The sequence below is a fragment of the Kineosporia rhizophila genome, from assembly GCF_021277265.1.
GTDB classification, from domain to species: domain Bacteria; phylum Actinomycetota; class Actinomycetes; order Actinomycetales; family Kineosporiaceae; genus Kineosporia; species Kineosporia rhizophila.
On record NZ_JAJSOH010000019.1, the window covers coordinates 26,323 to 40,192 of the forward strand.

Annotated in this window: 11 protein-coding genes and 2 pseudogenes; 10 read left to right on the forward strand and 3 right to left on the reverse strand. The window is 69.8% G+C overall.

Features of this window, described 5'->3' with window-relative positions:
• Positions 1–113 precede the first annotated feature (113 nt).
• The 5 genes from LWF15_RS23925 to LWF15_RS23945 all read left to right on the forward strand — a co-directional run bounded on the left by LWF15_RS23925 (position 114) and on the right by LWF15_RS23945 (position 4,716).
• Positions 114–947 carry an alpha/beta fold hydrolase gene (locus LWF15_RS23925; protein WP_232813156.1) on the forward strand — a complete coding sequence of 278 codons (834 nt, stop codon included), beginning with the start codon at positions 114–116 and terminating at the stop codon, positions 945–947.
• Entirely contained in the window at positions 944–1,729 is a 786-nt protein-coding gene (locus LWF15_RS23930) for an alpha/beta hydrolase (RefSeq protein ID WP_232813157.1), read from the forward strand. Before LWF15_RS23925 ends, LWF15_RS23930 begins: the two co-directional genes overlap by 4 nt.
• Entirely contained in the window at positions 1,726–2,685 is a 960-nt protein-coding gene (locus LWF15_RS23935) for an alpha/beta hydrolase (protein WP_232813158.1), read from the forward strand. The genes LWF15_RS23930 and LWF15_RS23935 overlap by 4 nt, the downstream gene beginning before the upstream one ends.
• A 67-nt stretch (positions 2,686–2,752) precedes the next feature.
• Positions 2,753–3,664, forward strand: a complete 912-nt coding sequence (locus LWF15_RS23940; RefSeq protein WP_232813159.1) for an NmrA family NAD(P)-binding protein — start codon at positions 2,753–2,755, stop codon at positions 3,662–3,664.
• Positions 3,664–4,716 carry an aldo/keto reductase gene (locus LWF15_RS23945; protein WP_232813160.1) on the forward strand — a complete coding sequence of 351 codons (1,053 nt, stop codon included), beginning with the start codon at positions 3,664–3,666 and terminating at the stop codon, positions 4,714–4,716. The genes LWF15_RS23940 and LWF15_RS23945 overlap by 1 nt, the downstream gene beginning before the upstream one ends.
• Positions 4,717–4,777: 61 nt before the next feature.
• Here the strand turns inward: LWF15_RS23945 and LWF15_RS23950 are convergent, their stop codons facing one another.
• A complete protein-coding gene (locus LWF15_RS23950) occupies positions 4,778–5,458 on the reverse strand; it encodes a bifunctional 4-hydroxy-2-oxoglutarate aldolase/2-dehydro-3-deoxy-phosphogluconate aldolase (protein ID WP_232813161.1) in 681 nt (226 codons plus the stop codon).
• Positions 5,459–5,573: 115 nt separating this feature from the next.
• On the opposite strand from LWF15_RS23950, the gene LWF15_RS23955 reads away from it, so the two are divergent.
• From LWF15_RS23955 to LWF15_RS23975, 5 genes and pseudogenes are all read left to right on the forward strand, one after another.
• Positions 5,574–6,401, forward strand: coding sequence for an SMP-30/gluconolactonase/LRE family protein (locus tag LWF15_RS23955; protein ID WP_232813162.1), 828 nt, complete (start codon positions 5,574–5,576; stop codon positions 6,399–6,401).
• Positions 6,402–6,409: 8 nt separating this feature from the next.
• A pseudogene (locus LWF15_RS23960) lies at positions 6,410–6,604 on the forward strand (4-hydroxythreonine-4-phosphate dehydrogenase PdxA); the annotation flags it as partial.
• Between the two features lie 361 nt (positions 6,605–6,965).
• Positions 6,966–8,024, forward strand: coding sequence for an arabinan endo-1,5-alpha-L-arabinosidase (locus LWF15_RS23965; RefSeq protein ID WP_232813163.1), 1,059 nt, complete (start codon positions 6,966–6,968; stop codon positions 8,022–8,024).
• A 17-nt stretch (positions 8,025–8,041) separates the two neighbouring features.
• Entirely contained in the window at positions 8,042–9,511 is a 1,470-nt protein-coding gene (locus tag LWF15_RS23970) for a family 43 glycosylhydrolase (RefSeq protein WP_232813164.1), read from the forward strand.
• On the forward strand, positions 9,508–10,887 hold the full coding sequence (locus tag LWF15_RS23975; protein ID WP_232813165.1) for a glycoside hydrolase family 43 protein: 1,380 nt from the start codon (positions 9,508–9,510) through the stop codon (positions 10,885–10,887). Before LWF15_RS23970 ends, LWF15_RS23975 begins: the two co-directional genes overlap by 4 nt.
• 68 nt (positions 10,888–10,955) lie before the next feature.
• Here LWF15_RS23975 and LWF15_RS23980 read toward each other — a convergent pair whose 3' ends face one another.
• Complete coding sequence (locus LWF15_RS23980; protein ID WP_232813166.1) at positions 10,956–12,017, reverse strand: SPL family radical SAM protein; 1,062 nt, start codon at positions 12,015–12,017, stop codon at positions 10,956–10,958.
• A gap of 96 nt (positions 12,018–12,113) precedes the next feature.
• Positions 12,114–13,440, reverse strand: a pseudogene (locus tag LWF15_RS23985) (ISL3-like element ISPfr2 family transposase).
• Positions 13,441–13,870 lie beyond the last annotated feature (430 nt).

Consider the following 13,870-nt stretch of genomic DNA (forward strand, 5'->3'; position numbering starts at 1 on the left):
ACGCCACCAGTCGGCCAGAACCGCATTGCTGCTTGCAAACTTTCAGAGGAGCGTGCTTTTGTTGAAGCCAAGCGGGAACGATCGTTACCGCTCTTCAGTGAAAGGTCTCCTTCGTGTCCAAGCCCCACCGCCCCCTGCTCGTCCTGGCCGCCGTCGCCGCTCTGAGCGGCGCGGCCGCCGCCGTGCCGGCCACCGCACAAGCCAGTGCCGGACCCAGTGCCAGTGCCGGTGCCAAGCCCACCGTCGTGCTGGTACACGGCGCCTGGGCCGATGCCTCGAGCTTCGCCCCCGTCACCCAGCGCCTGCAGCACGACGGCTACCAGGTCCTGAACGCACCGAACCCGCTGCGCGGTCTGGCCGCTGATGCGGCTTCGGTGGCGGCCTTCGTCAACCAGGCCACCGAGGGCCCGGTCGTGCTGGTGGGTCACTCCTACGGCGGAGCGGTCATCACCAACGCCGCCACCCAGGCGCCCCGGGTACGGGCGCTCGCCTACATCGACGCCTTCGCCCCGGCCGCCGGCGAGACCATCGTCCAGCTCACCGGCGCCAAGCCCGGTTCCGCCCTGGCGGCGCCGGTCGAGACGGTGTTCGACGTCGTGCAGGATCCGGCGATGCCCGCCGGTGACGTCGACCTGTACGTCAAGCGGTCCCGGTTCCGCGAGATCTTCGCCGCCCACCTGCCCGCCAAGAGCGCCAAGGCCCTGGCCGCCGCGCAGTCGCCGATCGCCGCCGGGGCACTGCAGGAGCCCTCAGGTGAACCGGCCTGGAAGACGCTGCCCAGCGAGTTCGTGGTCGGCACCGGCGACCGGGTGATCCCGGCCGCCGAACAGCTCGCCATGGCGCAGCGGGCGCACGGGCACGTCACCCAGGTGAGCGCCGACCACCTGTCCATGCTGCAGAAGCCCGCCGTGGTCACCGCCGCGATCGAACGGGCGGCCCGGAGGTGAGGCGCAGCGTCCTGTTCATCCCCGGTCTGTGGATCCACTCCTCGGCCTGGACGCCCTGGCTGGAGGCATTCGGGGCGGCCGGTTACGACGCCTGGACCCTGGGCTGGCCGGGCGAGGCCGCGACCGCCCCGGCGACCCGGCAGGATCCTGAGCGCCTGGCCGGCACCGGTATCCAGGAACTGACCGACCACTACGCCGCCCACCTGAAGGGCCGCGACGAGCCGCCGATCGTGGTCGGTCACTCCTTCGGCGGTCTGGTCGCCGAGAAGCTGCTGGCCGCGGGCCTGGCCGAGGCGGCCGTGGCGATCGACCCGGCCCCGGTGCGGGGCGTGCGGGCGCTACCGATCCCCCAGATCCGCAGCGCCCTGCCGGTGCTGCGGCGCCGCTCCAACCTGGACAAGGCAGTTCAGCTGAGCCGCCGGCAGTTCCGCTACGGCTTCGCCAACGCGCTCAGCCGCGCGGAGGCCGACGAGCTGTACGGCCGCTACGCCATCCCCGGCCCGGGCAAGCCGATCTTTCAGCTCACCGCGGCGAAGAAGGACCCGGCCTCACCGAGCGCGGTGGACCTGGACGACAGCCGCCGCGGATCGCTGCTGATCATCGGCGGCGGCCGGGACCACACCGTCCCCGCGGTGGTGGCCCGCCAGGCCGCCGACCTGTACCGGCCCGGCCTGAACACCCAGTACCGCGAACTGCCCGGCAAGGGCCACTCGCTGGTCTTCGACAGCGGCTGGCGTGAGGTCTGCGACCTCGTTCTCACCCATCTGAAGGAAATGTCATGATCACCCCTCCCCCGTTCGACGCCGAGCTGAAGACCGTGCTCGACGTGGTCAACCAGTCGATCACCCCGACCCTGCGCCCCGAGCACCTGCAGGCCCTGCGCGGCCCGGGGTTCACCCCCTCCCTGGAGCAGTTGCTGGAAGGCCGGGCGATCGTCCACGAGGAACACACCGTGCCCGGGCCGGAAGGCGCCCCCGACGTGCTGGTCTCGGTGTTCCGGCCGCGCACCCGCCAGGGCGCCGGGCCGGGCTTCTTCTTCACCCACGTCGGCGGCATGATCTTCGGTGACCGCTTCGTCGGGGTCGCCCCGGTGGTGGACTACGTGGAGCGGTTCAACGCCGTGGTGGTCACCGTGGAGTACCGACTGGCGCCCGAGAACCCCGCCCCGGCCGCTCTGGAGGACTCCTACGCCGCGCTGGTGTGGACGGCCAAGCACGCCGCCGAACTGGGCATCGACCCCGAGCGCCTGATCACCATCGGCGGCAGCGCCGGCGGCGGGCTGACCGCCGGGATCACCATGATGGCGCGCGACCGCGGCTTCCCCGCCCTGGCCGGGCAGGTGCTCATGTACGCCATGCTCGACGAGCGCAACGACAGTGTCTCGGCCCGGCAGATCGACGGCATCGGCATCTGGGACCGCACCAGCAACGACACCGGCTGGAACTTCTACCTCGGCGACCGGCGCGGCGGCGAGGAGATCACCGCGTACGAGTCCGCCCTGCGGGCAACCGACTTCACCGGGCTGCCCGCCACCTACGTCGAGGCGGGCTCGGCCGAGGTCTTCCGCGACGAGGACGTGGCCTACGCCTCGGCCGTGTGGGCGGCCGGCGGCGAGGCCGAACTGCACATCTGGCCCGGCGGATACCACCTGTTCGAGCTGCTGGCCCCCGAGGCGGCCCTGTCCGTGGCCGCCCGCGAGACCCGGGCCGCGTGGATCGCCCGTCTGCTCACCCGCTGAGTCAGCCCGAGTCTGCCCAGGCCGCCGACCCGACCTGGGCAGGCCGTCCCCCTGAGAAAGGATTTTCATGAGCCGCCGATTCCTCATCACCGGCGCCACCGGCAAGACCGGCCTCACGAGCGTCCGGTTGCTGCGCGAGATGGGTCATGCGGTGACCGCGTTCGTGCACCGCGACGACGAACGCTCCCGTGCCCTGGCCGATCTGGGAGCCGACGTGGTCGTGGGTGACCTGCGCGACGTCGCGGTGGTGGCCGACGCCGCCCGCGGCGCCGAGGGCCTGTACTTCTGCTATCCCGTCGCTCCGGGCCTGATCGAGGCCACGGCCGCTGTGGCCCAGGCCGCCGCCGAGGCCGGTGTGGCCACCGTGGTGAACATGTCGCAGGTCTCGGCCCGCCGGAACGCCACCAGCAACGCAGCCCGCCAGCACTGGCTCAGCGAATGCCTGCTGGATCGTGGGCCGTTCGCCGTCACGCACCTGCAGCCCACCTTCTTCGCCGACTGGCTGGCCTGGGGCTGGTACGAGCAGGGCGAGGAGGGCGTGATCGGCCTGCCGTTCGGTCAGGGCCGTCACGCCCCGATCACCGGGGACGACCAGGCCCGGGTGATCGCCGCGGTGCTGGAAGACCCCCGGCCGCATGCGGGCCGCACCTACCGGCTGTACGGCCGGGAAGAGCTGGACCACACCCAGATCGCGGCCGTCGTGGGCCGGGTCCTGGGCCGGCCGGTGCGCTACGACCCGATCGACATCGAGACCTACCGCACGGGTCTGCTCGCGGGCGGCGTCTCCGAGCACACCGTGCAGCACTTCGCCAACGTGGCCCTCGACTACCGCAACGGGATCTTCGCCGGCACGAACGACGCCGTGCAGCAGATCACCGGCCACGAACCGACCAGCGTCGCGGACTTCGTCGCCGCGAACCGCAACGCCTTCCACGGAACCGGCCTGTTCGCCGTCCCCACTTCTGTTCAGGAGTCCTGATGCGCTACACCACCTACGGCACCCGCACCGGGTTACGTGTTTCCGAGTACGCGCTCGGCAGTGCCTCTTTCGGCACCAACTGGGGCGGGGCCGACCTCGGGCACTCCCGCCGCATCCTCGACCGTTTCGCCGAGGCCGGCGGAACCCTGATCGACACCGCCGACGTGTACGGCTTCGGCCAGGCCGAGGAGGTGCTGGGCGAACTGCTCGGCGCCGACCGCGACTCCTTCGTGCTGGCCGGGAAGTACACCCTGGGCACGCACCCCGATCTGGGCGTCAGCCGCACCGGCAACAACCGCAAGTCGATGAAGTACGCCCTGCACGGCACCCTGAAGCGGCTGGGCACCGACCACCTGGACGTCTACCTGGTGCACCAGCCCGACTCGGTCACCCCGACCGAGGAGATCGTCGGCGCACTGGACGACCTGGTCCGAGCCGGCGACATCCGCCACGGTGGGCTCTCGAACTTCCCCGCCTGGCGAACGGCCTACGCCGCCTCACTGGCCGACCGCCTGAACCGCTCGGCCACCCTGGCCGGTCTGCAGATCGAGTACAACCTGCTCGACCGCGGCGGCGACCGGGAGATCCTGCCCGCAGCACAGGCTTTCGGCCTGGGCGTCATGCTCTACTCGCCCCTCGGCGGAGGCCTGCTCACCGGCAAGTACCGCACCGGTGAGCAGGGGCGCCTGTCCGGACCCGTCGCCATCGGGCAGAAGGAGGACACACCGCAGAAGCGGGCGACCCTGGACGCCCTGCTCAAGGTCTCCGCCGACACCGGCGAGAAGCCGGCCCGGATCGCCATGGCGTGGCTGCGTCACCGTGCCCGCCAGTGGGCCACCCCGCTGATCCCGGTCATCGGCCCCCGCAGCCTGGAGCAGCTCGAGGACTACCTGGCGGCCCTCGACCTCACCGTCTCGCAGGAGCACCTGGAGGCCCTGGACGCGGTGAGCGCACCGGCCGTGGAGTACCCCGAGACCTCTCTGCGCAGCTACGCCGATGCTGTCCTCGGGGGCGTCTCGGACCGCTTCGACCGGGTTCGGCCGGTCGCCTGAGCCGGGCACGTCCTCGCCCGTCGGGCCGGCCCGTGTATCAGACCGGCTGCACGCTCAGCCTTTACGGTCGGCCCGATAGGCCGTCGTCGTTCCGTGCAGACAAGGGGGTCCGCGCAGACAAGGGCTTCCGGCCCGTCTGCACCAGCCCGGCCGCAACCAGCCGGGAGATCTCCTCGGCATCGGCGAAGGCCGAGCCGATGGCCACACCACGGCACCCGGCCTGCAGGAACTCTTCGGCGTTCCCGGCCCCGATCCCTCCGGTGGCCACAAACCGCGCCTGAGGGAACGGGGCCAACTGGGCCTTGACCCAGTCCGGCCCCAGAACGGACGCAGGGAAGGCCTTCAGCCAGAGCAGGCCAAGCTTCAGCGCCGTGTGGATCTCGGTGGACGTGGCCACGCCCGGCAGGTGCGGAACCCCCAGTTCCTTCGACAGATGGACGATGTCGGCGTCCAGGCCCGGAGCCACCGTGAAATGTGCCCCCAGGCGCGCCACCCGGTGCAGTTGCCCGGTCTCGCGCACCGTCCCGGCCCCCACGTACCGGTTGTGCCGGCGCCCGGCCTCGACGGCCGCCTCCAGGGCCTCGAACCCGGCCTCGTCCTGTACCGGCACCTCCACAGCCTGCGCACCCGCACCCCAGGCGGCCTCGCAGATCGCCACGGTCGCCTCCGGGGTCATCCCCCGGAAAATGCCCATGACCTTGGACAGGGAGAAGACCTCGTCGAAGAACTCGGTGTCGTTCATGATGCTCCTCCGTTCCGGGCCCGCCTGCGCCTCGGCTTGGTCCTCCCCGTCCGGCGCGACGAGGATGGCTCATACGCCGAATGGTGAGCCTTACACGCAACTGGGAGCAGATCGTATGACCGCGAGCGACAGCGTGTGGCGGATCGTCAGCAGTACGCCGCACGAGCTGGGAGAAGGGTTGCGCCGCGTGGACGGCCTCGTGCAGTGGGTGGATCTGCTGCAGGGGCACGCCTACAGCTGGGACCCGGCCTCGGCCGAGCCCGGCCGCCTCAAGCACAGTGCAGGGCGGCCCCTGGGGGTTGTGGAACCGGGCCCGGATGGTCGCGTTCTGGCCGCGGTGGGCACCGGGCTGGCCCATCTGAGCCCGGCCGGGGAATTCGTCACGGTGGCCGACACGGGCCTGGACCCGGCCCGGCACCGGGTCAACGATGGCGCCTTCGCCCCGGACGGCTCGTTCTGGTTCGGCACGATGGTCCACGACGACAGCACGCCGCAGGGCGCTCAGTGGCGCTGGGATCCGTTGTCCGGGAGGCTGTCTCAGCTTCGATCCGGCATCGACATCCCGAACGGGCCGACGTTCCTTCAGGACGGCCAGACGGCGCTGGTCGCCGACACCTCGGCTCGCCGGATCTTGAGGACGTCGGTCAGGGCCCCGCACGAATGGGAGACTTTCGCTGTGGTCACCGGCGGTTCGCCGGACGGGATGTTCACCGACGATCAGAACCAGGTCTGGAACGCGGTGTGGGGCGCGTCCCGCCTCGACGTCTATTCGTCCGACGGGGCCTTGCTGAAACGTGTCCCGCTGCCGGTCTCGCAGCCGACCAGTGTGCTGCACATGCCCGGCCCCGATCCGCTGGTGGTGATCACCAGCGCCGCCGTCGGGCTCGACGCGCGGGGTGGCCTGGACGGGCACACCTTGGCCGCCCCGCTGTCCCATCTCTAGAACAGGCCGAGGCGGTCAACATCACGATCGGCCTGCCGGTGGTGCGGGTCTCGGTCGACCACGGCACCGCCTTCGACATCGCCGGCCAGGGAATCGCCCGGGAGGCCAGCCTGGTGCTGGCCTGTGAACGGGCCGCGGCGCTGGCGCCGGGCTGGGACGACGCGTGGCGGGCGGCCTCGGCGGGGGTTGCCTCGCCGGCCTGACCAACAGCCCGAAGGGTTGCCCCGCATCGGCGGGGCAACCCTTCTGCGTTTGGCCAGCATCCGGCCGACGAGCGAACCGTTCAGCGCTGCAAAAGTCGCAAATGTTCACGCTAACATCGCCGCTGTCCTCCGTTTGACCAGCCAAAAGACCCTGTCAAGGAGGCTTTGGCGCCAAGTGGCATGTCTTGACCGGCCGAGAAGTGAACGAGAACATCGACGAGCGTTGGTCCGTAATGCGTAGTTCACACCCTGACAGCTGACCGCTCCGGATCCTCCGTCTCTGTTCTGGTCCCCCCGGCCGTGGACCAGGGCGGCGTCGGCGACCCCACCAGTCGTGACCCGCTCTCATCGAAGGACAGCCATGGCAATTTCGCTTCTGCCTGCCCGGATTTCCAGGCGGCGACTCCTCACCCTGCTCACCGCACTCGCGCTGGTCTCGAGCGCCGCGGCGGCGACCGCCGGGCCCTCGGACGCCGCCCCGCACAGCGCCGTCCCGGTCTCGCGCGTGGCCGCCACCCCGACCGTCGCGCCGGCCGCCTACCCCAACCCGGGCTACGTCACCGGGGACACCGGCGTGCACGACCCGACGATCGTGCGCAGGCCCAACAACGGCGGCTACCTCCTGGCCCACACCGGGCCCAACCTCACGCTCAAGACGTCCACCGACCGCATCACCTTCCGCAACGCGGGCTCGGTGTTCCCCGACGGCGCCCCCTGGACCAGTACGTACACCAACGGCAGCCGGGACCTGTGGGCGCCCGACCTCACCTACCGCAACGGCACCTACTACTTGTACTACTCCGCCTCGACTTTCGGCTCCAACCGCTCGGCGATCTTCCTGGCCACCAGCACCACCGGCGCCGCCGGGTCGTGGACCAACCGGGGCCTGGTGATCGAGACCCGCACCTCCGACACCTACAACGCCATCGACCCGAACCTGTTCGTCGACAGCGACGGCAAGTGGTGGCTGAGCTTCGGCTCGTTCTGGTCGGGGATCAAGCTGATCCAGCTCAACCCCTCCACCGGGCTGCGCACCGACAGCACCCTCCGCAGCGTCGCCGGACGCAACGGCGGCGCGATCGAGGCCCCGGTCATCGTCAAACGCGGCTCCTACTACTACCTCTGGACGTCGTTCGACCGCTGCTGCGCGGGCGCCTCGAGCACCTACCGGGTGATGGTCGGGCGTTCCACCAGCGTCACCGGCCCCTACACCGACCGCAACGGCGTCGCCCTGAACTCCGGCGGCGGCACACAGGTGCTGGCCGGGCACGGCAGCATCCACGGCCCGGGACACCAGGCCGTCCTGGCCGACAGCGACGGTGACGTCCTCGTCTACCACTACTACGCCGACAACGGCACCTCCCTGCTGGGCATCAACCTCCTCGGATACGACTCCGCCGGCTGGCCTTTCGTCTACTGAAACTGAAGGAGCCCCACGTGCGAACAACGAAGTTGCGCGCCCTCCTGGCCGCGAGCCTGACCAGCGTCCTGGTCACCATCGGCCTGGTCGCCACCGGCACCGAGGCCTCCGCCGCCACCGTGCAACCAGGAACCGCCTACGTCCTGATCAACCGCAACAGCAACAAGGCACTGGACGTGTTCAACCTGGCCACCACCGACGGCGCGGCGATCAACCAGTTCTCCCGTAACGACGGCGCCTGGCAGCAGTGGAAGTTCCTGGACTCCGGCGGCGGCTGGTACCGCGTGCAGTCCGTGCACAGCGGCAAGGTCCTCGACCTGCCCACCACCGCCGACGGCATCCAGCTGGTGCAGAACGCCGACCGCAACGACGCCCGTCAGCAGTTCCGGCTGGCCGACTCCGCCGACGGCCACGTGCGCCTGATCAACCGCAACAGCGGCAAGGCCCTGGACGTGTGGGAGCACTCCACCGCCGACGGCGCCAAGGTCTCGCAGTTCCAGGACCTGGGCGGCGCCAACCAGCAGTGGCTGCTGGTGCCCACACCGCCTGCGCCCAAGACGTTCAACAACCCGATCAAACGCAACGGCCCGGACCCGTGGCTGCAGTACCACAACGGCTACTACTACCTGGCCACCACGACCTGGAACTCCACCGTCACCATGCGCCGCTCGGCCACCCTGGCCGGTCTGGCCACCGCCACCGACCAGGTGGTCTTCAACCTGGCCGGCCGCGCGAACGGCTGCTGCAACATGTGGGCCCCCGAGTTCCACCTGATCAACGGCCGCTGGTACCTCTACTACACCGCCGGCCAGAACGTCTCGGACTACAACCCCACCCAGCGCCTGCACGTGCTGGAGTCCGCGGGCACCGACCCGATGGGCCCCTACACGTTCAAGGCCGACCTCGGCAGCGACTGGGCCCTGGACGCCAGCGTGCTCAAGGTGGGCAGCAACCTGTACCTGATGGGCACCTACGGCGGTGACGGCGCCGGGCAGAGCAACTTCATCCAGCGGCTGAGCAACCCGTGGACGCTGACCGGCACCCGCACCCGGCTCAGCTCCCCCACCCTGGCCTGGGAACGGCAGACCGGCGCGGTCAACGAGGGCCCAGAACCCCTGTACCGCAACGGGAAGGTGATGGTCGTCTACTCGGCCAGCGCCTGCTGGGGACCGGACTACAAGCTGGGCCTGCTCACCCTGACTGGCACCGACCCGCTCAACCCGGCGCACTGGACCAAGAAGTCGACCCCGGTGTTCCAGCGCAACGACGCCAACAGCGTCTTCGCCCCCGGGCACAACGGCTTCTTCAAGAGCCCGGACGGCAAGGAGGACTGGATCGTGTACCACGCCAACGACTCCGCGGCCGGCGGCTGCGACATGAACCGCTCCACCCGCGCCCAGAAGTTCACCTGGAACGCCGACGACACCCCCAACTTCGGTACGCCGGTCCGCCTGGGCGTGACCCTGACCGCACCCTCGGGAGAATGATGCTCACCCGACGCACCCTGATCGCCTCCGGCCTGGCCGCAGCCGCCGGTGTCGCCGTCGCCCGGCCCGCCCTCGCCGCCACCTACGCCGGTTACGTCATGGGGTATTTCACTGAATCCCCCAGCCAGCTCGGTGCCGACTACGGCCTGCACCTGGCCGTCAGCTCCGACGGCCTGAACTGGACACCGCTGAATCAGAACAACCCCGTCGTCACCCCCACCGCCGGCACCGGAGGCTTACGCGACCCGTACCTCCTGCGTAAGCAGGACGGCACCTTCGTCGTCCTGGCCACCGACCTGACCGGCACCGACTTCACCCAGCCGAACCAGTACATCCACTGCTGGGACTCGGCCGACCTGCGCAGCTTCACCGGTTACCGGCGGCTGCGGATGCACACCATGAACACCCACACCTGGGCCCCGGAAGCGTTCTGGGACGCCACCCGCGGCCAGTACGGCATCATCTACTCGGCCAACAACGGCGGCCGCGACGGGTTCTGGGTGAACTACACCAGCGACTTCCGCACGGTCGGCCCGGCGCAGTTGTTCTTCGACCCAGGCTTCAACGTCCTGGACGCCACCACCCACGTCCACAACAACGTCCATTATCTGTACTACAAGAGCTTTGTGGACGGGCGCCTGTACGGCGCTCGCTCCAGCACCCTCAACCCGCGCAGCTTCGACAACGGCACCTACACCGCAGGGGTGGTCAACGGCGGCATCGAGGCGCCGATCGTGGTCAAGGCCAACGACCGCAACGAGTGGTGGCTGTGGGGCGACTCCTACTCCCCCAACAACGGCGAACTGTACGTCTGGCGCTCGGGCAACATCGGCCTGGACAGTTGGACGCCGCTGACCAAGGCCCAGTACACCCAGCCACTCAACGCCAAACACCCCACCATCACACCGATCACGGCCACCGAACAGTCGAACCTGCTCAGTCGCTGGGGCTCCCCGGCCTGGAACCGGATCAAGTCCTACAACTACCCCGACCACCTGATCCGGCACGCCAACTACGCCGCCCGCATCGACCCCTACCCCTTCGACCCCTACCCCGACTCCCAGTGGCGCCTGGTGCCCGGCCTGGCCGACTCCTCCGGGGTCTCGTTCCAGTCGGTCAACGTGGCCAACCACTACCTCCGCCACTCCGACTACACCCTGGCCCTGGCCCCCAACGACGGCACCAGCCTTTTCGCGGGCGACGCCACGTTCCACCGAACCCCAGGCCTGGCCGACAGCACCTGGACCTCGTTCCGCTCGCACAACGTGTCCACCCACTACATCCGGCACGCCGGCTTCGTGCTGCGACTCGACCCGCTGAGCAGCAGTTCGGCGGCCGGTGACCGGCAGGACGCGACCTTCAGGATCGGCTCCTAGCCCGAAAGCGCGGGTCGGCGGCCCTCATCAGGGCCGCCGACCCGTGACCCGTGCCAGCGCCGAGGCGGTCAGGTCCAGTACAGGGTGCGGGCCTGCGGCAGGTGCTCGGCCAGCAGGTCTTCCAGGCCTGAGCGCAGTTCGCTCATGGTCTCTTTGGTGTACACGTGTTTGACCCCGCCGAACTTGGAACGCTTCTCGCGCCGGCTCGCCTCGTCCATCTCCAGACTGGTGGCCGGGTACCAGCCGAGCAGGGTCTGCTTGCTGCCGGGCGTGAACCGGTGGGTGATGCACTCCACGGTCAGGTCCAGCCCAGGCACCCCCGACAACGCCTCCGCGGCCTGAGACAGCAGCTGCGCGTAGCCCTCTCGCCAGCCGGGAATCGGCATGATCGGGGCGATCACCAGCCCCACCGGATAGCCCGCCTCGGCCAGCCGCTGGGCACCGGCCAGCCGGGCCCCCACCCCTGCGGTGCCGCCCTCGAACCGCTCGCTGACCGCGCCGGTGTTCACCGAGACCCGCACCCGTGTGCGTCCGCCGTGATCGACCGTCAGCAAGGGCTCGACCTGGTCGTACTTGGTGGTGAAACGCAACTGCACGCGGCCGGGCCAGTCGTGGGCGCCGAAGTGCGCCACCGCCGCGGACAGCGAGCCGGTAACGTGCTCGATGCCGAGCGGATCGGTGTAGCAGGACGCCTCGAACGTGGTGCCTTCGGCGCTGCGCGCGGCTGTCCCGGAGGTGACGGAGCCCTGCCCCACCGCGGCGTCCAGCCCGGCCAGGATCTCCTCGAGGTTGGCGTAGGCCCGCGTGATCGGCGGGCCGGTCAGCGAACCAGCCAGGTAGCAGTACTGGCAGTGCGCCGGGCAGCCCTCGGCCAGGTCGAAACGCCAGTCGGCGCTGGGGGCGATCGGTTGCAGGCGACGCTTGCTCGGCGGGGCCACGGTCACCGCCAGCGTCTGCTTGGCCGCGGCGTAGGTGGTGCGCTCGTCGCCGGTTTTCAGAGACGGCAGGCGGTCGCCCTTGAGCAGCTCGATCTGCGCGACCCCGGCGGCCTCGCACCGGGCCACGATGGCGCGGCCGTGCTCGTGTTCCAGGGCCGAGCGGGTGACCAGGACGCGGCGCGCCGTCCACAACGGGGCCCTTCGGGCGCTTCGGTCACGTCCGGCGCGGGCTGTCGGTGTCGTGTTCATCTGCAGGTTGGCAACAGCCGCGGCAGCGCGATTAGTGGCTCATCCCAATCGGGGGTGTAGGAGTTGGGGTCTGAAGCCGCCGGTCTCGAGCAGGCTTCGGGCGATGTAGTTGGTCAGGTTGCGGAACCCGAGTGCGGAGCCGCGCAGGTGTTCGAGCCGTCCGTTGAGCGCCTCGGTCGGCCCGTTGCTGGTGCCGGGTCGTTCGAAGTAGGCGAGCACGTCAGCGGCTCGCTTCTTCAGGGTCCGGCCCAGGGTGGTGAGCTCGGTGAGCACCTTGGGGACGCCGGCGCTGAGGTCGGTGATCAGCTTCTCCATGAGCTCGCGGCCACGTTGCCGGTCCTCGTGGCGATAGGCGGCGATCATGCGCTGGTAGACACCCCAGGTCGCCTCGACCTCGACGTGAGCGTCATCAACGAACAGCGCGCGTAGCCTGTCGCTCTGCTTGTCGGTGAGCAGGTCCGCGCCGGTGTGCAGCGTGCGCCGCGACTTGTAGAGCGGGTCGTCCCTGAACCCACGGTGCCCGTGGATCGCGAGTTGGACCCGGCGCCGGCACCTGTCGAGGGCGTCACCGGCCAGGCGCACGACGTGGAAGGGATCCATCACCGTGACCGCGTCCGGGATCTCCTCTGCAGCGGCGGTCTTGAACCCGGTGAAGCCGTCCATCGCGACCACCTCGACCGCGTCACGGAAGGCGTCGTCGCGGTCGGCGAGCCAGGTCTTGAACGCCGCCTTCGACCGGCCCTCGACCATGTCCAGCAGCCTTGCTGGGCCGGCGCCATCGCGGACCGGGGTGAGGTCGATGATCACGGTGACGTACTTGTCGCCACGCCTGGTGTGGGCGCCAGACGTGCTCATCGACGCCAATGACCTTCACGCCCTCAAACCGCGTGGGGTCGTTGATCAGCAGCCGCTTGCCTTCAGCCAGGACCGCGTTGTTGGCGGTGTCCCACGCGACCCTGAGTCCCTCGGCGACACGGGCGACGGTGAGGTGTGCGACCACGATCCCTTCCAGCGCCCACCGCAGCCCGGTGCGCGAGAGCTTCGCGCGTGGCTCCGCCGCGGCGCTGGTGTCTTGGCGCCACACGTGTCCGCAGTCGGCACAGCGGTAGCGGCGCACTACAACTTCCAGCACGGTCGGTCGCCAGCCCAGCGGCTCGTGGGCCAACCGCCGGATCACGGTGTCACGAGCAGCGCCTTCGCTGCCGCACCGTCGGCACCACTGATCTGGTTCCACCACGCGGCACGCGAGGACCGCACGATCCGGTTCAAGTCGTTGTCCGGTCACGCTCAGACCGAGGCCGTCGAGTCGAGCGAAGGCGGTCAGGTCAGGGCAGCCGAAGCCGGCCGGCGGGGTAGCGTCGGACACGTCGAGGTCTTTCGGATGGATGGCGTAGGAACCTCCGTCGTCGGGAGACCTCGACGTCTATCTGCGGACCGACGCGCCCGGCCGACCTACACCCTCATCTGAGAAGACCCCTGAAACGTCTTCGACGACGACGGGACCGGCGAGGAGGAGGGCGCGGTGAGCTAAAGGAATGGAGCTTGCTCGGCTTCGACGCCGCCGCAAGCTCCGGTGAAACGGTCGGTACTGGTCGGTCGTCGTCGGTCACCACCGGATGGCGGCGTCCCCCACGCTCGGCGTTTGCGCAGGTCAGCGGCTCGTTCGCCCAGTGGGCACATCAAGCGATAGACGCAAAGCCGACGTGATTAGGTCGTCGGTTCGATTCCGACAGGCGGCTCCGGCGAACAGCCCCTGACCTGCGGAAACGCAGGGCAGGGGCGGTTCGGTTCTGGTG

Coding starts and splice junctions, on each gene's coding strand:
- LWF15_RS23945 (WP_232813160.1), top strand. CDS start 3,664: ATGCGCTACACCACCTACGGCACCCGCACCGGGTTACGTGTTTCCGAG.
- LWF15_RS23950 (WP_232813161.1), bottom strand. CDS start 5,458: ATGAACGACACCGAGTTCTTCGACGAGGTCTTCTCCCTGTCCAAGGTC.
- LWF15_RS23935 (WP_232813158.1), top strand. CDS start 1,726: ATGATCACCCCTCCCCCGTTCGACGCCGAGCTGAAGACCGTGCTCGAC.
- LWF15_RS23965 (WP_232813163.1), top strand. CDS start 6,966: ATGGCAATTTCGCTTCTGCCTGCCCGGATTTCCAGGCGGCGACTCCTC.
- LWF15_RS23940 (WP_232813159.1), top strand. CDS start 2,753: ATGAGCCGCCGATTCCTCATCACCGGCGCCACCGGCAAGACCGGCCTC.
- LWF15_RS23975 (WP_232813165.1), top strand. CDS start 9,508: ATGATGCTCACCCGACGCACCCTGATCGCCTCCGGCCTGGCCGCAGCC.
- LWF15_RS23955 (WP_232813162.1), top strand. CDS start 5,574: ATGACCGCGAGCGACAGCGTGTGGCGGATCGTCAGCAGTACGCCGCAC.